This is a genomic window from Streptomyces sp. NPDC045431 (assembly GCF_040646655.1).
Lineage (GTDB): Bacteria > Actinomycetota > Actinomycetes > Streptomycetales > Streptomycetaceae > Streptomyces.
This window is the reverse complement of the sequence record NZ_JBEZAQ010000011.1, coordinates 133,686-151,029: the sequence shown is the minus strand read 5'-3', so window position 1 is coordinate 151,029 and position 17,344 is coordinate 133,686. Positions and strand designations below refer to the sequence as shown.

11 protein-coding genes are annotated in these 17,344 nt (G+C 70.0%); 3 read left to right on the top strand and 8 right to left on the bottom strand.

Annotated features, from left to right (window positions below):
* Positions 1–66: 66 nt before the first annotated feature.
* The 8 genes from dxs to ngcE all read right to left on the bottom strand — a co-directional run bounded on the left by dxs (position 67) and on the right by ngcE (position 10,683).
* Entirely contained in the window at positions 67–1,980 is a 1,914-nt protein-coding gene (gene dxs, locus AB0A69_RS22415; protein ID WP_361424646.1) for a 1-deoxy-D-xylulose-5-phosphate synthase, read from the bottom strand.
* Positions 1,981–2,155: 175 nt separating this feature from the next.
* Positions 2,156–3,439, bottom strand: a complete 1,284-nt coding sequence (locus AB0A69_RS22410; protein ID WP_361424643.1) for a sugar ABC transporter permease — start codon at positions 3,437–3,439, stop codon at positions 2,156–2,158.
* On the bottom strand, positions 3,436–4,239 hold the full coding sequence (locus tag AB0A69_RS22405; protein WP_355364657.1) for an ATP-binding cassette domain-containing protein: 804 nt from the start codon (positions 4,237–4,239) through the stop codon (positions 3,436–3,438). Before AB0A69_RS22405 ends, AB0A69_RS22410 begins: the two co-directional genes overlap by 4 nt.
* Positions 4,240–4,508: 269 nt before the next feature.
* Complete coding sequence (locus AB0A69_RS22400; RefSeq protein ID WP_361424638.1) at positions 4,509–5,609, bottom strand: substrate-binding domain-containing protein; 1,101 nt, start codon at positions 5,607–5,609, stop codon at positions 4,509–4,511.
* Between the two features lie 121 nt (positions 5,610–5,730).
* Positions 5,731–6,930 carry an ROK family transcriptional regulator gene (locus tag AB0A69_RS22395; protein WP_361424635.1) on the bottom strand — a complete coding sequence of 400 codons (1,200 nt, stop codon included), beginning with the start codon at positions 6,928–6,930 and terminating at the stop codon, positions 5,731–5,733.
* A 230-nt stretch (positions 6,931–7,160) separates the two neighbouring features.
* On the bottom strand, positions 7,161–8,150 hold the full coding sequence (locus tag AB0A69_RS22390) for a carbohydrate ABC transporter permease (RefSeq protein ID WP_361424632.1): 990 nt from the start codon (positions 8,148–8,150) through the stop codon (positions 7,161–7,163).
* Positions 8,151–8,167: 17 nt separating this feature from the next.
* Positions 8,168–9,091: a sugar ABC transporter permease gene (locus tag AB0A69_RS22385; protein WP_361424629.1), complete on the bottom strand. Its 924-nt coding sequence runs from the start codon at positions 9,089–9,091 to the stop codon at positions 8,168–8,170.
* 137 nt (positions 9,092–9,228) lie between these two features.
* Positions 9,229–10,683 carry an N-acetylglucosamine/diacetylchitobiose ABC transporter substrate-binding protein gene (gene ngcE, locus AB0A69_RS22380; RefSeq protein WP_361424626.1) on the bottom strand — a complete coding sequence of 485 codons (1,455 nt, stop codon included), beginning with the start codon at positions 10,681–10,683 and terminating at the stop codon, positions 9,229–9,231.
* A 420-nt stretch (positions 10,684–11,103) separates the two neighbouring features.
* On the opposite strand from ngcE, the gene AB0A69_RS22375 reads away from it, so the two are divergent.
* The 3 genes from AB0A69_RS22375 (at position 11,104) to AB0A69_RS22365 (ending at position 17,287) form a co-directional block, all read left to right on the top strand.
* Positions 11,104–14,958: a GH92 family glycosyl hydrolase gene (locus tag AB0A69_RS22375; RefSeq protein ID WP_361424623.1), complete on the top strand. Its 3,855-nt coding sequence runs from the start codon at positions 11,104–11,106 to the stop codon at positions 14,956–14,958.
* 163 nt (positions 14,959–15,121) lie between these two features.
* Positions 15,122–16,111: a hypothetical protein gene (locus tag AB0A69_RS22370; protein ID WP_361424620.1), complete on the top strand. Its 990-nt coding sequence runs from the start codon at positions 15,122–15,124 to the stop codon at positions 16,109–16,111.
* Positions 16,112–16,360: 249 nt separating this feature from the next.
* Positions 16,361–17,287, top strand: a complete 927-nt coding sequence (locus tag AB0A69_RS22365; RefSeq protein ID WP_361424617.1) for a VCBS repeat-containing protein — start codon at positions 16,361–16,363, stop codon at positions 17,285–17,287.
* The last annotated feature ends 57 nt before the right edge of the window (positions 17,288–17,344 follow it).

The following is a 17,344-nucleotide window of genomic DNA, read 5'->3' as shown; positions in this document are numbered from 1 at the left end:
GGCCGGAAACCCCTCGGGTACTCCGACCGGTCCAATCAGGTGCGCGGCGGTGGCGGCGCGGCGGTGTCAGTCGCGCGCGGCCTGGATCTCGGCCTCGTCGTACCGGCCGTCGAGCGTGGAGACCAGCCCGGTGACCTGGCGGGCGATGTCCGGGGCCGTCAGCCCGATCTCGGCCAGGATCTCCGCGCGCGAGGCGTGGTCCAGGAAGCGCGGCGGGATGCCGAAGTCGCGCAGCGGTACGTCGACGCCCGCGTCGCGCAGGGCCTGGGCGACCGCGCAGCCGACGCCGCCGACGCGGCCGTTGTCCTCGACCGTGACGACCACGCGGTGCCGGGCGGCCAGCGGCGCCATGGCCTCGTCGACCGGCTTGACCCAGCGCGGGTCGACGACGGTGGTGGAGATGCCCTGCTGGTCGAGCAGCCCGGCGATCTCCAGGCACATCGGCGCCAGCGCGCCGACCGAGACCAGCAGCACGTCCGGGGAGTCGGTGCCGGCCTCGCGCAGCACGTCCATGGAGCCGACGCGCGACACGGCCTGGACGGCCGGGCCGACCGCGCCCTTGGAGTAGCGCACGACGGTCGGCGCGTCCTTGACCTCGACGGCCTCGCGCAGCTGGGCGCGGACCTGGTCGGCGTCGCGCGGGGCGGCGATCCTGATGCCCGGGACGACCTGGAGGATCGACATGTCCCACATGCCGTTGTGGGAGGCGCCGTCGGTGCCGGTGACACCGGCCCGGTCCAGGACGAAGGTCACGCCGCAGTTGTGCAGGGCGACGTCCATCAGGACCTGGTCGAAGGCGCGGTTGAGGAAGGTCGCGTACACGGCGACGACCGGGTGGAGGCCGCCGGTGGCGAGGCCGGCCGCGGACACGGCGGCGTGCTGCTCGGCGATGCCGACGTCGTACACCCGGTCCGGGAAGGCCTTGGCGAACTTGTCGAGGCCCACCGGCTGGAGCATCGCGGCGGTGATGGCGACGATGTCCTCGCGCTCGTGGCCGAGCTTGACCATCTCGTCGGCGAAGACCCCGGTCCAGTCCGCACCGGAGGAGGAGATCGGCAGGCCGGTGTCCGGGTGGATCTTGCCGACGGCGTGGAAGCGGTCGGCCTCGTCCGCCAGGGCGGGCTGGTAGCCGCGGCCCTTCTCGGTGAGGCAGTGCACGATCACCGGGCCGCCGAACCGCTTGGCGCGGGAGAGGGCGGACTCCAGCGCCTCGATGTCGTGGCCGTCGATGGGGCCGACGTACTTCAGGCCGAGGTCCTCGAACATGCCCTGCGGGGCGATGAAGTCCTTCAGGCCCTTCTTGGCGCCGTGCAGCGTCTCGTACAGCGGCTTTCCGACGACCGGCGTGCGGTCGAGGATCTCCTTCGTACGGGCGAGGAAGCGCTCGTAGCCGTCGGTGGTGCGCAGCGTGGCGAGGTGGTTGGCGAGGCCGCCGATGGTCGGGGCGTAGGAGCGCTCGTTGTCGTTGACGACGATGACGAGCGGGCGGTCCTTGGCCTCGGCGATGTTGTTCAGGGCCTCCCAGGCCATGCCGCCGGTGAGCGCGCCGTCGCCGATGACGGCGACGACGTGGTCGTCCTTCTTCAGCACCTCGTTCGCCTTGGCGAGGCCGTCGGCCCAGCCGAGGACCGTGGAGGCGTGGCTGTTCTCGATGACGTCGTGCTCGGACTCGGCCCGGGCCGGGTAGCCGGACAGGCCGCCCTTCATCTTCAGCCGCGAGAAGTCCTGCCGGCCGGTGAGCAGCTTGTGGACGTAGGACTGGTGGCCGGTGTCCCACAGGATCTTGTCCTTGGGCGACTCGAAGACCCGGTGCAGGGCGATGGTCAGCTCGACCACACCGAGGTTGGGGCCGAGGTGGCCGCCTGTCTTGGACACGGCGTCCACGAGGAAGGACCGGATCTCCGCGGCCAGCTGCTCCAGCTGCTCCGGGGAGAGCCGGTCGAGATCGCGCGGGCCCGTGATACGGGTCAGCAGAGCCACCCGTGCCTCCTTGCGTGTTGAGCTGGTCGAGCTGCCGATTTTGTCGAGTCTAATGTTCCGCTCCCGATCATCATCATCGGGCGGGCCCCCCTAGGTCATCACATTGGCGCAGACGCAGCGGTGCCCGGCACCGGTTCAGCGGTGCCGGGCACTGCGGCGCATCTCACTCGTGATGTTAGGCGCGGCCCGCGGTCTTCTGCGTGCGGCGGGAGACCGAGTCGATCACGACGGCGGCGAGAAGCACCGCGCCGGTGATCATGTACTGGATCTCGGAGGCCATGCCGAGCATGTTCAGGCCCTGCTGGATCGCCTGGATGACGATCATGCCGAGCAGGGCGGACCATACCTTGCCGCGGCCGCCGAAGAGGCTGGTGCCACCGATGACGGCCGCCGCGATGACGAGCATCAGGGTGTTGCCGCCGCCGAGGCTCTTGGTGGCGCCGCCGGAGAGGCTGGCCACGAAGAGGCCGCCGAAGGCGGCGAGCAGGCCGGAGAGGCCGAAGACGGTGATCCGGATCCGGTCGACGTTGATGCCGGCGCGGCGCGCGGCCTCGGCGTTGCCGCCGACCGCGAAGACCTGGCGGCCGAAGGTGGTGCGGCGGGCGACGAAGTCGGCGACGACCAGGACGACCAGGAAGAGCACCAGCGCGAGCGGCAGGCCGCGGGCGCCGGCGGGCTCGTTGAGCACGTACGCGACGACGAAGCACAGGACCGCGACGACGGCCGTGCGCAGGACGACCTCGCTGGTGGGGCGGGCGAGCAGGCCGGCCGCCTTGCGGCGCTGGCTGTCCAGGACCAGCGAGGCGGCGTACGCGAGGACGGCGATCAGGGCGAGGCCGTACGCGGCCGCCTTGTCCTCGAAGTAGTAGCCGGTCAGGTGCTCGACGATGGAGCCGGTCGGCGCGTTGATGGAGCCTTCCTTGCCCATCAGCCAGATCTGCAGTCCGCTCCAGCCGAGGAAGCCGGCGAGGGTGACGACGAAGGCCGGGACGCCGATCTTGGCGAAGAAGAAACCGTGGAGCAGGCCGAGCGCGAGGCCGCAGAGGACGGCGATGCCGACGGCGAGCCAGTCGTTCATGCCGTTGCTCACGTTGAGCACGGCCCACACGGCGGCGCCGACGCCCGCGACCGAGCCGACCGACAGGTCGATCTCGCCCAGGATCAGGACGAAGACGATGCCGACGGCCATGATGCCGAGGCCGGAGGTGTAGACGGCGATGTTGGCGACGGAGCTCGCGGAGAGGAAGTTCGCGTTCTGCGACTGGAAGACGATCGCGATGACGATCAGGCCGATGAAGACCGGGAGCGAGCCCAGCTCACCGCCGCGCACCTTGCGGGTGAACTCGGTCCAGTAACCCTTGAGGCCCTCTTCGCGTACGAGCAGGCGGGGGTCGACGGCGGGGACGAGGGCGGCGGACTCCGCGTTCTCGCTCGCGGGGGTCTTGGTGAGGTCGCTCACTTCGCGTCCTCCTTCGTGGCCTTCGTGGCCGTACGCGCCTGGCGGCGGGTCACGGCGTTGTCCGTGGCGCCGGTGATGGCGGCGATGATCTCTTCGTGCGTGGTGTCCTTCACGTTGAAGACACCGTTGTTGCGGCCCAGCCGCAGGACGGCGACCTTGTCGGCGACGGCGCGGACGTCGGCCATGTTGTGGCTGATGAGGATGACGCCGTGGCCGCGCTCGCGCAGCCGCTCGACGAGGTCGAGCACCTGGGCGGTCTGCTCGACGCCGAGGGCCGCGGTCGGCTCGTCCAGGATGACGATCTTGGGGTCGCCGATCAGGGCGCGGGCGATGGCCACGACCTGGCGCTGGCCGCCGGAGAGGGCGGCGACGGGGATGCGGACGCTCGGGATGCGGATGGACAGGGTGTCCAGCAGCTCCTTGGCGCGCTTCTCCATGGCGATCTCGTCGAGGACGGAGCCGCGGCGCAGCTCGTTGCCGAGGAAGAGGTTGGCGACGACGTCGAGGTTGTCGCAGAGCGCCAGGTCCTGGTAGACGGTGGCGACTCCGAGGTCGGAGGCCTCGTTCGGCTTCGTGATGCGGACGGGCCGGCCCTCCCACTCGATGGCGCCTTCATCGATGGGGTGGACACCCGAGATCGTCTTGACGAGCGTCGACTTGCCGGCGCCGTTGTCGCCGACCAGGGCGACCACCTCACCGGCGTGGATCTCCAGGTCTACGTCGGTGAGCGCCTGGACGGCGCCGAACCGCTTGGAGACTCCGCGCAACGCCAGCACGGGCGTAGCGAACACGTGAATCATCTCCTTCGCCGCCTGTCCGGCGGGGATGGTGGTGCGATGAGCTGAGGAAGCGTGCGAGGGGTGCGAGAGCGGGTCCGGCGCCCGCCCCCGGTGCTTGCGGGGCATGGACGGGGCGGGGCGCCGGACCGGCGTGGGGAGGCCGCGTGCGCGGCCTTCGCGCGTGGGGGGCGGGGTGCTCGCGGGCGAGGAGTATCGCGTGCGATGGGTGCTCGCAGGCGAGGGGTCTCGCGTGGGGGGTGCTCGCGTGGAGGGGGGTGGGGTGCCGGCGGTTACTTGATGCCGGCCGCCTCGCAGGCCGCCTTGTACTCGGCGGTGCAGATGTCCGCGGCGGTGTAGACCTTGTCGGCGAGGATCGTGGAGGCGATGTTGTCCTTGGTCACGATCTCGGCGTCGTACAGCTTGGCCGGGATGTCCTTGAACTCACCGGTCAGGCTGGTGACCTTGGCGCTCACCAGGTCGTCGATCTTGTCGCCCTTCAGCAGGCGGACGGCGATCGCGGCGGTGGTCTCGGCCTCCGGCTTGATCTGCTTGTAGATCGTGAAGGCCTGGTCGCCCTTCAGGATGCGCTGCAGACCGGCGAGCTCGGCGTCCTGGCCGCCGACCGGGACCTTGATGCCCTGCTTGGCGAGGGCGGTGATGATGCCGCCCGCCATGCCGTCGTTGGCGGAGTAGACGCCCTGGAAGCCGTCCTTGCCCAGGGAGTCGATGGCGGCGCCCATCTTCTTGTTGGCCTCGTCGGGCGACCAGTCCGGGATGTCCTGCTCGTAGACGACCTTCTTGACCTGCTTGTCGAGGACGCTGTGGGCGCCCTTCTTGAACAGCGGGGCGTTCGGGTCGGTCGGCGAGCCGTTGATCATGACGACATTGGCGTCCTTGGCCTGGGCGCCGAGCGCCTTGACCAGGGCCTCGCCCTGGAGGCGGCCGATCTTCTCGTTGTCGTAGCTGACGTAGGCGGAGATCGGGCCCTCGGCGAGGCGGTCGTACGCGACGACCTTGACGCCCTGCTTCTCGGCGCTCTGGACCCACTTCTTGGTGGCCTTGTAGTCGACCGCGTCGAGGATGATCACCTTGACGCCCTGCGTGACCAGCGCGTCGAACTGCTTCTTCTGGGTCTCGGTGTCCTGCGCGGCGTTGTTGTACTTGACCTCGCAGTCGCCGCAGAGCTGCTTGATCTTCGCCTCGATGATCGGGCGGTCGAACGTCTCGTAACGGGTCGTCTTGTTCTCCGGCAGCAGCAGACCGATGGTCTTGCCGTCGCCGCCGCCACCACCCGCGGCGTCGCCGTCGCCGGCCTTGCCACAGGCGGCGAGGGTCGCGGCCATGGACACCGCGGCGGTGCCTATGACAAGGCGTCGCGTCAATGCGTTCATGTGGGTTGCCTCCCTGACGAGGCCGCGACGTTGCGGCCGAGGTGGCTGGAAGTCAACTCGGCCGCCACCCCGTCGTCAAGGAGTAAATTGACAACGAGATGACAACGGTGCCATTCGTTATCTAAGTGAACGCAGGAGCCGACCCCGGCAGCGCACTCTGCAGAAGGGTCGAATCGCCCATTTCGCTCAGTACGAGGGCGAGGGCGCCGAGCACTTCCGCGCGGCCGCCGAGGGCTCCGGGAGCGACCGACAAGTGGCGCGCGGCGCTGGGGATGGCGTACCGCGAGACCGACTCCCGGATGGGGGCGAGGACCAGCTCGCCGGCCTCCGCGAGGTCGCCGCCCAGCACCACGCGGCTGGGGTTGAGCAGGTTGCAGAGGTTGGCGACACCGCTGCCGATGTGACGGCCGACGTCCGCGATGACGCGGCGGCAGCCCGGGTCGCCCTCGCGCGCCAGCTGCACGACCCGCTCCATGGTGAGATCGGCGCCGTGGCTGGGCTGGAGCAGCGGCAGGACGTAGCGCGCGGCGGTGAAGGTCTCCAGGCAGCCGCGGTTTCCGCAGCGGCAGACCGGGCCCGACTCGTCGAGCGTGATGTGGCCGATCTCGCCGGCGGTGCCGCCCGGGCCCCGGTAGATCTGGCCGTCGATCACCAGGCCGGCGCCCACACCGCTGGCCACCTTGATGTACGCGAGGTCCTTGACCCCCCGGCCGCCGCCCCAGACCAGCTCGCCGAGGGCGCCGAGGTTGGCGTCGTTGTCGACGTACACCGGGACGCCGAGGCGGCCGGAGAGCTCCTGGCTCGGGTTGATGCCGGTCCAGCCCGGCAGGATGGACGTGGAGCCGAGGGTTCCGGAGGAGACGTCGATGGGGCCGGGGACGCCGAGGCCGACCCCGATCACCTTGTCCTGGCCGATGCCGGTCGCCGCGATCAGCCGCTTGACCAGCCGTTCCGCCCGGTCGAAGCCCTCGGCCGACGAGGCGTCGACGTCCAGCGGCTCGGCCTCCTCGGCGAGCACCTGGTGGGCGAGGTTGCCCACGGCGACCCGCAGGTGGGTGTGGCCGAAGTCGACCCCGATGACGATGCCGGCGTCCCCGCTGAGCGAGACGCTGCGGGCCCGGCGGCCGCCCGCCGAGGTAGGGGTGACCTCGACGGTGCCGCCGTCCTTGAGCTCCCGGACGATGTTGGAGACCGTGGCGGCGGAGAGGCCGGTGGTCCTGGCGATCTCCGCCTGGGTCAGAGACCCGGCCATGCGGACGGCGCGTACGACGCGCTCGAGGTTGGCCCGATGCAGAGATGTCTGCGACCCCGGAGTCTCCATCGACTCTCTCACTCCTGCCGTTTTCTCCAACATGTGAACTCTAAGCTGAGCCTTTCGGGTTGCTCCCCGTCAAGACCTTGAGCGTTCCGGGCCTCGGATGAGCGAATGACAGGGGGATAAAGCGGGCGCAAGCGCTCACGAGGGAAGAAAAACGCCCGCCGACAGCGGGTGGGCTGTCGGCGGGCGGTTCGGGGAAAACGCGGAGGGCGCGGGGCCGTGGGAGTGACGGACTACTTCAGCGCGCCCGCCGTGAGGCCGGACTGGACCTGCCGCTGGAAGACCGTATAGACGACGAGCACCGGCAGCATCGCGATCATCATGCCGGCCATCAGGGCGCCCCAGTCGTTCTCGTACCCCTGCTGGAGCGCGATCATCGCCAGGCCCTGGGTGAGGACGTACTTGTCCTCCTGCTGGTTGAGCACCATCGGCAGCAGGTACTGGTTCCACTGCCCCAGGAAGTTGAAGATCCCGATGCTGATCAGGCCCGGCTTCGCCATCGGCAGCATGACCTGGAAGAAGGTGCGGGTGTGCGAGGCGCCGTCGATCATCGCCGCCTCCGCGACCGACGCCGGCAGCGTACGGAAGAACGCCGTCATGAAGAAGACGGTGAAGGGCAGCGAGTAGGCGATGTAGACCAGGATCAGCCCGTGGTACGTGGCCAGCAGGGAGCTGCCCGGGAAGTCCCGCAGGACGAAGAAGAGCGGGATGACCAGCATGAAGACGGGGAAGGACATGCCGGCCACGAACAGGTAGTAGATGAAGCGGTTGCCGGGGAAGGTGAAGCGGGCCAGGACGTACGCGGCCATCGAGCCGAGCACCATCGTGCCGACGACCGAGCCGCCCACCACGATCGCGGTGTTGACGAAGTACTGGCCCATGTTCGCGTCGTCCCACGCGTTGGACCAGTTCTCCCACCGCAGCGCGGTCGGCAGGCCCCACGGGTCGGTGAGGATGCCGTTGCTGTCCTTGAAGGCGCTCCACAGCACCCACAGCAGCGGCACGCCGACCATCAGGGCCCACACGATGAGGATGCCGTGCGAGAAGACGTTCAGTACGCCGCCCTCGGCCGCCCGGCCGGCGCGGCCCGGGCCGCCCGTGCGGTCGGTGCGGCGTGCGCGGCCGGTCGTCGGCCCGAGCCGCCGCCGTGCGGCCTTGGCGGGCGGCGGGGCCTGCTCCTTGCTCACCGCGTCGTCCTCGTCCCGGATCTCGTCGGTTGTCATCCGGCGCACCCCTCCCCCTAGTACTCGATCCGCTCACGGCGCGCGAAGCGCATCGTGAGCACGGCGAACGTCATGGTGACGATGAGCATCGCGACGCCCATGGCGGCGGCGTAGCCGAACTGGCTGTCGCGGAAGGCCGTCAGGTACAGCCTCAGCGGCATCACGTCCGTGGCGCCGTCCGGGCCGCCCATGTTCACCGACATGATCTGGACGAGTGCGAAGGCGTCCAGCGCGATGATGCCCATGTACACCCAGCCGGTCTGGACGGTGTCCCACAGCAGCGGGAGGGTGATCCGGAAGAAGGTGTGGAAGCGGCCGGCCCCGTCGAGCAGCGCCGCCTCGTAGATGTCGCGGGGGATGGAGGCCATGGCGGCGGAGAACAGCACCACGTAGAAACCGACGTGGCTCCACACCATCACCGCGCTGATGCACCAGAGGGCGAGGTTCTTCTCCCCCAGCCAGGAGTTCTGCAGGGCGTCCAGGCCGACGGCGCCGAGGAGGGAGTTGAGCATGCCGTCGTCCGGGTCGGGGTTGTAGATGTTGAACCAGATGACGGCGACGATGGTGACCGAGATGACCTGCGGGAAGAAGAAGACGAACTTGTAGAAGCGGGACCCGGTGACCCCGGTGACGACTTCGTTCTTCCGGCGGCGGCCGCCCACGTTGAGCATGAAGGCGAAGAACAGCCCGAGGGCGAGCGTGACCACCGGGACCAGGGCCAGCATGTAGACGTTGTGGCGCAGGGCGTTCCAGAAGTCGTCGTTCTCCCAGAGTCTCCCGAAGTTGTCGAGGCCGACGAACTTCGCGGTGCCGACGAGTCCGGACCAGTCCGTCATCGAGATCTGGAAGGCCTGGACGAAGGGCGAGATCACGAAGACGCCGTAGATGAGCAGAGGCAGGGCCAGGAAGCCCACGATGAATCGGTACTTGCCGTGTTGCATGAGCTCCCCGGCCCTTCCCCTCTGGGTGTCCGCCCGACGGTCGGTCAGGCGGTGCATAGCTGGTGGCGTCAGGCGGTGCGTCGCTGGTGGCGTCAAACGGTGCGTAACTGGTGACGTCAGGCGGTGCGCTCCCGGCGTCAGGCCGTGCGCTTGAACTTGGTCACGGAGTCGTCCTTGGCGACCCGGTCGCACTCCTGCTGGGTCTTCTTGATCCAATCGGCGGCTTTGAGCTCGCCCGTGAGCAGCTGACCGGTCAGACCGCCGATCTTCTCGTCGGTGAGCGCCGGGTACCACTCCTGCAGCTGAAGGCTGATCAGGTTGTCGCCCGCCTCCTTGAAGGCCTTGCTGGCGGAGGCGAGGCCGGGCGAGAGGGTCATGCCCTCGGTGGCGTCCATGACGCAGGTCAGCGACTTCACCTTGGTGGCGAAGTTCTGGGCGTGCTTCTTCGAGAGCATGATGCGCAGCAGCTCCATGCCGCCCGCCGGGTTCCTGCCCTTGCTGGCGACGAGGTACGGCTCGCTCGGCTCGCCGCGCAGGGTGCCGTGCGGCATCTTGTCGCCGGTGCCGTCGAAGAGGGCGCCGACCGCCATGCCGAAGTCCTTCGGCGTGGTGGGGGCGGCTTCGTTCTCGACCCAGGAGCCGTTGGGGATGAAGACGGCCTTGCCCCGGTTCCAGGCGGTCTGGGACTGGATGTGGGTGAGGCCCTGGCTGCCTTCGAGGAAGTACTTCTTGGCGGCGAGCTCCTCGTAGTGCTCGACGACCTCCTTGACCGCGTCGTTCGAGGTCCAGGCGTTGGGCTCCAGGTTGTCGATGGCGATCCACTTCTCCATGCCGCCGATCTTGGCGATCTGGGCGAAGAGGTTGAAGTGGACGTAGTACGGATACTTTCCGGCGTACGTCCAGGGGGCGATGCCCGCCTTCTTGATCTCGCCGCAGAGGCCGACCATCTCGGAGAGGGTCTTCGGGTACGTCCAGCCGCGGTCGGCCAGCAGCTTCTGGGAGTACCAGGTGCCGTAGATGGTGAAGGCGTAGTAGAGCACGTCGACCTTGTCGCCGTGCTTGCCCTTCTCCAGGGTGCTGGGGTGGAGGGTGTCGCGGACCTTCTTGGCCGGGTCGTCCAGCGAGGGCGCGTCCAGCAGCGGGGCGAGGTCCTGGAGCTGGCCCTGGGTGGAGAGCTTGTTCATGTCGAGGTGGTCGGCGCCGGAGTTGTCGATGACGTCCGGCGGGTTGCCGCCCGCGAAGCGCGGGGTGAGCTTGGGCCCGACCTGCTGGGTGCCGGTGTGCTTGACCTCGGCGCCGTAGGTGGCCTTGTAGTCGGCCTCCGCGTCCTTGGCGTACTGGTCGCCCAGGCCGCCCTTGAAGATGAACGCCTCCAGCGGGGCGCCCTGCGCCACGCCGAGCGGGTTCTTGGCCGACTTCTCGCCGGCGGGCGCCTTCGTCTCCTTCTCGCTGCCGCCACCGCCGCCACCGGTGGCGCAGGCGGACAGGAAACTCATCGTCGGCACGCTGATCAGCCCGAGCGCGGCGGACCGCTTGATCAGCTCGCGGCGGCCGGGGCCCTTGTGGTCATGGCGGGCGGAGGTGGATCCCATGCTCAAGTACTCGCCTTCTCCAGGACTCAGGCGGTGTGCCGGTCGCCCCGAACCGCTTCTCGCCTCAGGCGAAGGGCCCCCGCCACCGCGCGGTCTTGTGCAGGTGGGTCGTGCTACAGTGCTGGGTTGCCGACAGGTATAGTCCACTTCGCGTCGCCTGAGCAAGATCGAGGCGGACTTTCGGCAGCAGTCTTCTCCGAGTTGAGACCTGCCGGAAAGAGCGCGGCGCCCGGAAGTTTTTTCAGCCGTCCGGCCGCGCCAACACCCTTGACACCACACGCCACTTACCTCCTACTGGGTGCTGCGCACATCAGCTGACAACGTTGTCCGCCGCACGATCGGCGGACAACCGACGCATGACCGACGCAGAACCGACGGACGTCCGACGCGCTTCGGCAGGAGCAGGAGGCACGACGCGGCATGCAGCCCAGACCACGATCGCTCAAGCGACGTACGGCCGCCCTCGTGGCGGCCGCCACCGTGACCGCTTCCCTGGCCGTCTCCCTGACCGTGACGGCCGGTCAGTCGGCGGCGCAGCCGCTCCCGCACCAGGCCCCGGCCGCCGCCACGGAGTCCGGCACCTCCTTCACGACCTCCTTCGAAGCCGGTGAACCGCCACCCACCTGGCGCGACACCGTCGACCTGGACGCCGAGGGCCGCAAGCGGTCGGCCGGCGTCGACGGCGCCTACTCCGCCGGCTTACCGGGCGACGTCACCGAGAAGGTGACGGAGCTGCGTGCCAGCGGCGAGAACAGCGCCGCCGGGGAGACCAAGGAGAACCTGGTCGACCTCCAGCCCAGCACCAAATGGCTCACCTTCACCCCCACCGCCTGGGTCGAGTTCGACCTCGACGAACCGGTCAAGGTGGTGACGTACGCCCTGACCTCCGCCAACGACGCCGCCCCCCGCGACCCCCGGGACTGGACCCTCAAGGGCTCCGCGGACGGCAAGGAGTGGACGGTCCTGGACACCCGCGAGGGCGAGGCGTTCGCCCAGCGCTTCGAGACGCGGACGTACGACATCGACGCGGAGGGCGCGGCGCCGTACCCGCACTACCGGCTGGAGATCAGCCGGAACAACGGCGCCACCGGCATCACCCAGCTCGCCGACGTCCAGTTCTCGAACGGCGACACCTCCGCTCCCGTGCCGCCCGACATGCGCAGCCATGTCGACCGGGGCCCGGGCGGCTCCCCCACCGCCAAGGCGAACGCCGGGTTCACCGGCAAGCGGGCGCTGCGCTACGCCGGTACGCACCACCCGGCGGGGCGCGCGTACGCGTACAACAAGGTCTTCGACGTCGACACGCGCGTCGCCCGCGACACCGAGCTGTCGTACCGGATCTTCCCCTCCATGCCGGAGACGGACCTCGGCTACCCGGCGACGAACGTCTCCGTCGACCTCGCCTTCACCGACGGCACCCATCTCAGCGAGCTCGGCGCGCTCGACAGCCACGGCGGGCGCCTCAGCCCCCAGGGCCAGGGCGCCGCCAAGCGGCTCTACGTCAACCAGTGGAACCAGGTGCGGGCCTCCATCGGCACGGTGGCCGCGGGCAGGACGGTGGACCGGATCCTGGTGGCGTACGACGCGCCGAGGGGCCCGGCGAAGTTCCAGGGCTGGGTCGACGACATCACCCTCGGGCGCGCGGCCCCCGTGAAACCGCTGCCCCGCGTGTCCGACTACGCCTCGACCGTCCGCGGCACCAACTCCAGCTCCTCCTTCTCGCGCGGCAACACCTTCCCCGCGACGGCCGTCCCGCACGGCTTCAACTTCTGGACGCCGGTGACCAACGCCGCCTCCAAGAGCTGGCTGTACGAGTACGCGCGCGGCAACAACGCCGACAACCTGCCCACCGTGCAGGCGTTCAGCGCCAGCCATGAGCCGAGCCCCTGGATGGGCGACCGGCAGACCTTCCAGCTGATGCCGTCGGCCGCGCCCGGCGCCCCGCCCACCGCGCGTACCGCACGCGCGCTCCCCTTCCGCCACGAGCGGGAGACCGCCAGGCCGCACCACTACGCGGTGACGTTCGAGAACGGCCTGAAGGCCGAGATCGCCCCGGCCGACCACGCCGCGATGATGCGGTTCACCTATCCGGGTGCCGACGCCTCCGTCGTCTTCGACAACGTGACGGAGGAGGGCGGGCTGACCCTCGACCCGGCGAGCGGCTCCTTCACCGGCTTCTCCGACGTCAAGAGCGGCCTGTCGACCGGCGCCACGCGCATGTTCGTGTACGGCGTCTTCGACGCGCCGGTCACGGACTCCGCCTCGGCGGGCGTCACGGGCCACCTGCGCTTCGCCGCGGGCGCGGACCGCACGGTGACCCTGCGCATGGCGACCTCCCTCATCAGCGTGGAGCAGGCGAAGCGCAACCTCGCGGCCGAGATCCCGGCGGGCACCGGCTTCGAGCGGGTCCGCGAGACGGCGCAGGCCGCCTGGGACCGGATCCTCGGGCGCGTCCGCGTCGAGGGCGCGACCCACGACCAGTTGGTCACGCTCTACTCCAACCTCTACCGGCTGTACCTCTACCCCAACTCGGGCTTCGAGCGCGTCGACGGCGAGGACCGCTACGCCAGCCCCTTCTCGCCGCAGACCGGCCCCGACACCCCGACCCACACCGGCGCCAAGATCGTCGACGGCCGGGTCTACGTCAACAACGGTTTCTGGGACACCTACCGCACCACCTGGCCCGCCTACGCGCTCCTCACGCCACGCAAGGCGGGCGAGCTGGTGGACGGCTTCGTGCAGCAGTACAAGGACGGCGGCTGGATCTCCCGCTGGTCCTCCCCCGGCTACGCCGACCTGATGACCGGCACGTCGTCGGACGTCGCCTTCGCCGACGCGTACGTCAAGGGCGTGGACTTCGACGCGGAGGCGGCGTACGAGGCGGCGTTGAAGAACGCGACCGTCGTGCCGCCCGGCAAGGGCGTGGGCCGCAAGGGCATGGAGACCTCGCCCTTCCTCGGTTACGCCTCGACCGAGACGCACGAGGGCCTGTCGTGGTCCCTGGAGGGCTACCTCAACGACTACGGCCTGGCGAGGATGGCCGAGGCGCTCTTCGCCAGGACCGGCAAGGCCCGGTACAAGGACGAGTCGGCGTACTTCCTCAACCGGGCGCGCAACTACGTCACTCTCTTCGACTCCCGGGCCGGCTTCTTCCAGGGCCGCAACCTCAAGGGCGAGTGGCGCGTGCCGTCGGAGGCGTACGACCCGAGGATCTGGGGGTACGACTACACCGAGACGAACGGCTGGGGTTACGCCTTCACCGCGCCGCAGGACAGCCGGGGCCTGGCCAACCTGTACGGCGGGCGGGCGGGGCTGGCGAAGAAGCTCGACACGTACTTCGCGACGCCCGAGACGGCCTCCCCGGAGTTCACGGGCTCGTACGGCTCCGTCATCCACGAGATGACGGAGGCGCGCGACGTGCGGATGGGCATGTACGGGCACTCCAACCAGGTCGCGCACCACGTCACGTACATGTACAACGCGGCCGGTCAGCCCTGGAAGACGCAGGAGAAGGTGCGCGAGGTGCTGTCGCGGCTCTACACGGGCAGCGAGATCGGCCAGGGTTACCACGGCGACGAGGACAACGGCGAGCAGTCCGCCTGGTGGCTGTTCTCGGCGCTCGGCTTCTACCCGCTGGTGATGGGCGGCGGGGAGTACGCGATCGGCTCACCGCTGTTCACCAAGGCGACGGTACGGATGGACAACGGCCGCACGCTGGTGGTCAAGGCGCCGGAGAACAGCGCCCGGAACGTCTACGTGCAGGGGGTACGGGTCAACGGCCGGCCCTGGACGTCGACGGCGCTGCCGCACGACATCCTCGCGCGCGGCGGCACCCTGGAGTTCGCCATGGGGCCGAAGCCGTCGGCGTGGGGCACCGGGCCGGGCGCGGCGCCGGTCTCGATCACCCGGGGCGACGAGGTGCCGTCGCCGCGCCGCGACCTGGCGAGCGGCGGGGGCGCGCTCCTCGACGACACCTCGGCCACGGCGGCGGAGCTCACGGCGCCGCTGGAGCTGCACGTCCCGGGCCCGGCGCGGGCGGTGCAGTACACGCTGACGTCGTCGGACCGGGCCGCGGCTCCGACGGGCTGGGCGCTGCAGGGGTCGGCGGACGGGGCGACGTGGACGGAGCTGGACCGGCGTACGGGCGAGCGCTTCGCGTGGGACCGGCAGACGCGGGTGTTCACGGTGGCCCGGCCGGGCTCGTACCGGCACTACCGGCTGGTCCCGTCGGCCGGTTCCGGCGGCGTGCTGGCGGAGCTCGAACTGCTGGGCTGAGCAGGGAGAACGAGCGGCGCACAGAGGCCGGCCCGCGCTGCGGTCCGGCCTCCGTGTGCGGCCACGCGCCCCCGTACGCCGGATATCCGGGGCGGAACTCCGCGAGTACGTTGACGGCCCGCCGACACGGGACGCCCTCGACGCCTTCGCGAAAGGACGCCTGATGACGTACGCCTCCTCGAAGACATCCCCCGGAACGACCACGACCTCCACGCCGGCGACCTCGCTCTTCGTCAACGGCCACTTCCCACGGCGCAGGGCCCTCGTCATCCTCGTCAGCGCCCTGTTCGGCTTCGCCCTGACGGTGGTGTGGTCCGCGGAGTTCGTCGACCGGACCATCGGCGGGAACGTCGCCGCCGCCCTCCTCGGCCACGAGGCGCACGACGCGTCGCTCGGCGGCGCCCTGGCGGGTATCGCCTTCGCGCTCGCGACCGGGGTGGCGGGTACCTTCACCGCCTGCAACGTCGCCGCGTTCAGCGCCATCGCGCCGCTGGCGGGCGCGGGCACCGTACGCACCCGGCGCGGCCGGATGGGGCGGGTGCTGAGGCCGCTGGGGCCGCTGGCCGCCGGGGCGGTGGTGGTGTCGGCGGCCTACGGCGTGGTGGTCGCGCTCGTCGGTACGGGCATGCCGCAGTTCCAGGAGAGCGCGCCGGGCGGGGCGTCGGCCGGTCTGTCTCCCCGGCTGATCCAGGCCATGGTGGTGTTCGGCGTTATCGGGCTCGTCATGGTGGTGTTCGGGCTGGCCGCGCTGGGGCTGGTCCGTGACCCGCTGGCGCGCGTCTCGGCGCGCTTTCCCGGCGCGCCGATGTTCGTGATGGGCGCGCTCATCGGCGCGTTCCTCATCGGGCGGCCCTTCCCGCTGTTCCGGCAGCTGTTCCGGGACGCGGCCGAGAGCCACAACGTCCTGTACGGAGCGGTGGCGTTCGGGCTCCAGGCGCTCGGGAACGTGCTGGTCATGGCGGTGTTGTTCGTGGTGATGGCCCTGGTGGCCGGTGAGCGGCTGGGCGCCTGGTTCGCCGCCGACCCGCGGCGGGCGTCCGCCGTGACGGCGGGGGCGTTCATCGCCGCGGGCGTGTTCATGATCCTGTACTGGGACGTGCGGATCCTCGCCCGCCGGGACCTCATCTGGTACCCGATGGCACCATGGGCGTGAGGCCGGGCCCGCGCTCCGGTGGCGACGGTTGATTCGTCACCAGTTCGTCACAGATTGACGGCGCGTCAGGGCGGCGGCCCCTGGCGCGTCGGTCTTCTCATCCCGATTAGGGCTGATTTCCAGGGGCGCTTCCCGGGCTTAAACCAGTTGCCCCGTAAAGGTGTTGTGCAAGGATCTCCATGATCCCGCGGCGACTGGGGCGTACCACCACCCGAGATCGTCGCACCCCCTTTCTCATGGAGAACATACGTGGCCAAATTCTCCGGCCTCAAGCGCGGGCGCGCGCTGTCGCGTCTCGCCGTATCGGCCATAGCCGCCACCCTGGTCGGCGCCTCCGCCGGTTCCGCGGTGGCGGACACGCCGGCCCCCGCACCGCTCAAGAGCATCAACCAGGACGGCTTCACCCAGCCGGTCCCGCAGAACGGCACGATCGCCGCCAGCGCGGCGGCCCCCGTCTTCGTGCTGTTCGCGATGGACAAGTACGGCGACCTCTACGTGTACGGGCCCAACGGCCGGGGCGGGCTCGGCGCCCGCGAGCACGTCACGAGCGACTGGGACGCCTTCCGGGGCGCCGCTCAGGCCGACCACACCGCCGACGGCAACGCCGACGGCCTGTACACCTGGGACAAGCAGGGCTACCTGTACTACTTCGGCGAAGAGAAGACCCTCGAGCTGGGCCGCGGCTGGGACGCCTACGACAAGATCGTCGTCGCGGGCAACCTCGGCGGGACCACCCCGGCCGACGTGCTGGCCCGCGACAAGGCCGGCGTGCTCTGGTTCTACAAGGGCAAGGCCGACGGCACCCTGTCCGCGCGGACGAAGGTCGGCTCGGGCTGGCAGGCCTTCAACCAGATCGCGGGCCAGGGCGACCTGACCGGCGACGGGCGGGCCGACGTCGTGACCCGCGACAAGTCCGGTGTCCTGTGGCTCTACAAGGGCACCGGCAACGCCGCGGCCCCGTTCGCCAAGGGCACCAAGGTCGGTGGGGGCTGGAACTCCTTCAACCACCTGATGTCGACGGGCGACCTGAACATGGACGGCCGCACCGACCTGATCGCACGCGACGGCGCGGGCGCGCTGTGGCGCTACAACGGGACGGGCAACGCCGCCGCCCCGTTCGCGAAGCCGACCAAGATCGGCACCTCGGGCTGGAACGGCTACCCGATGATGTTCTGACCGGTGCTCCCACCGGTGTTCCCACCGGCGTGACAGCACGAAGAGGGCCGCACCCCG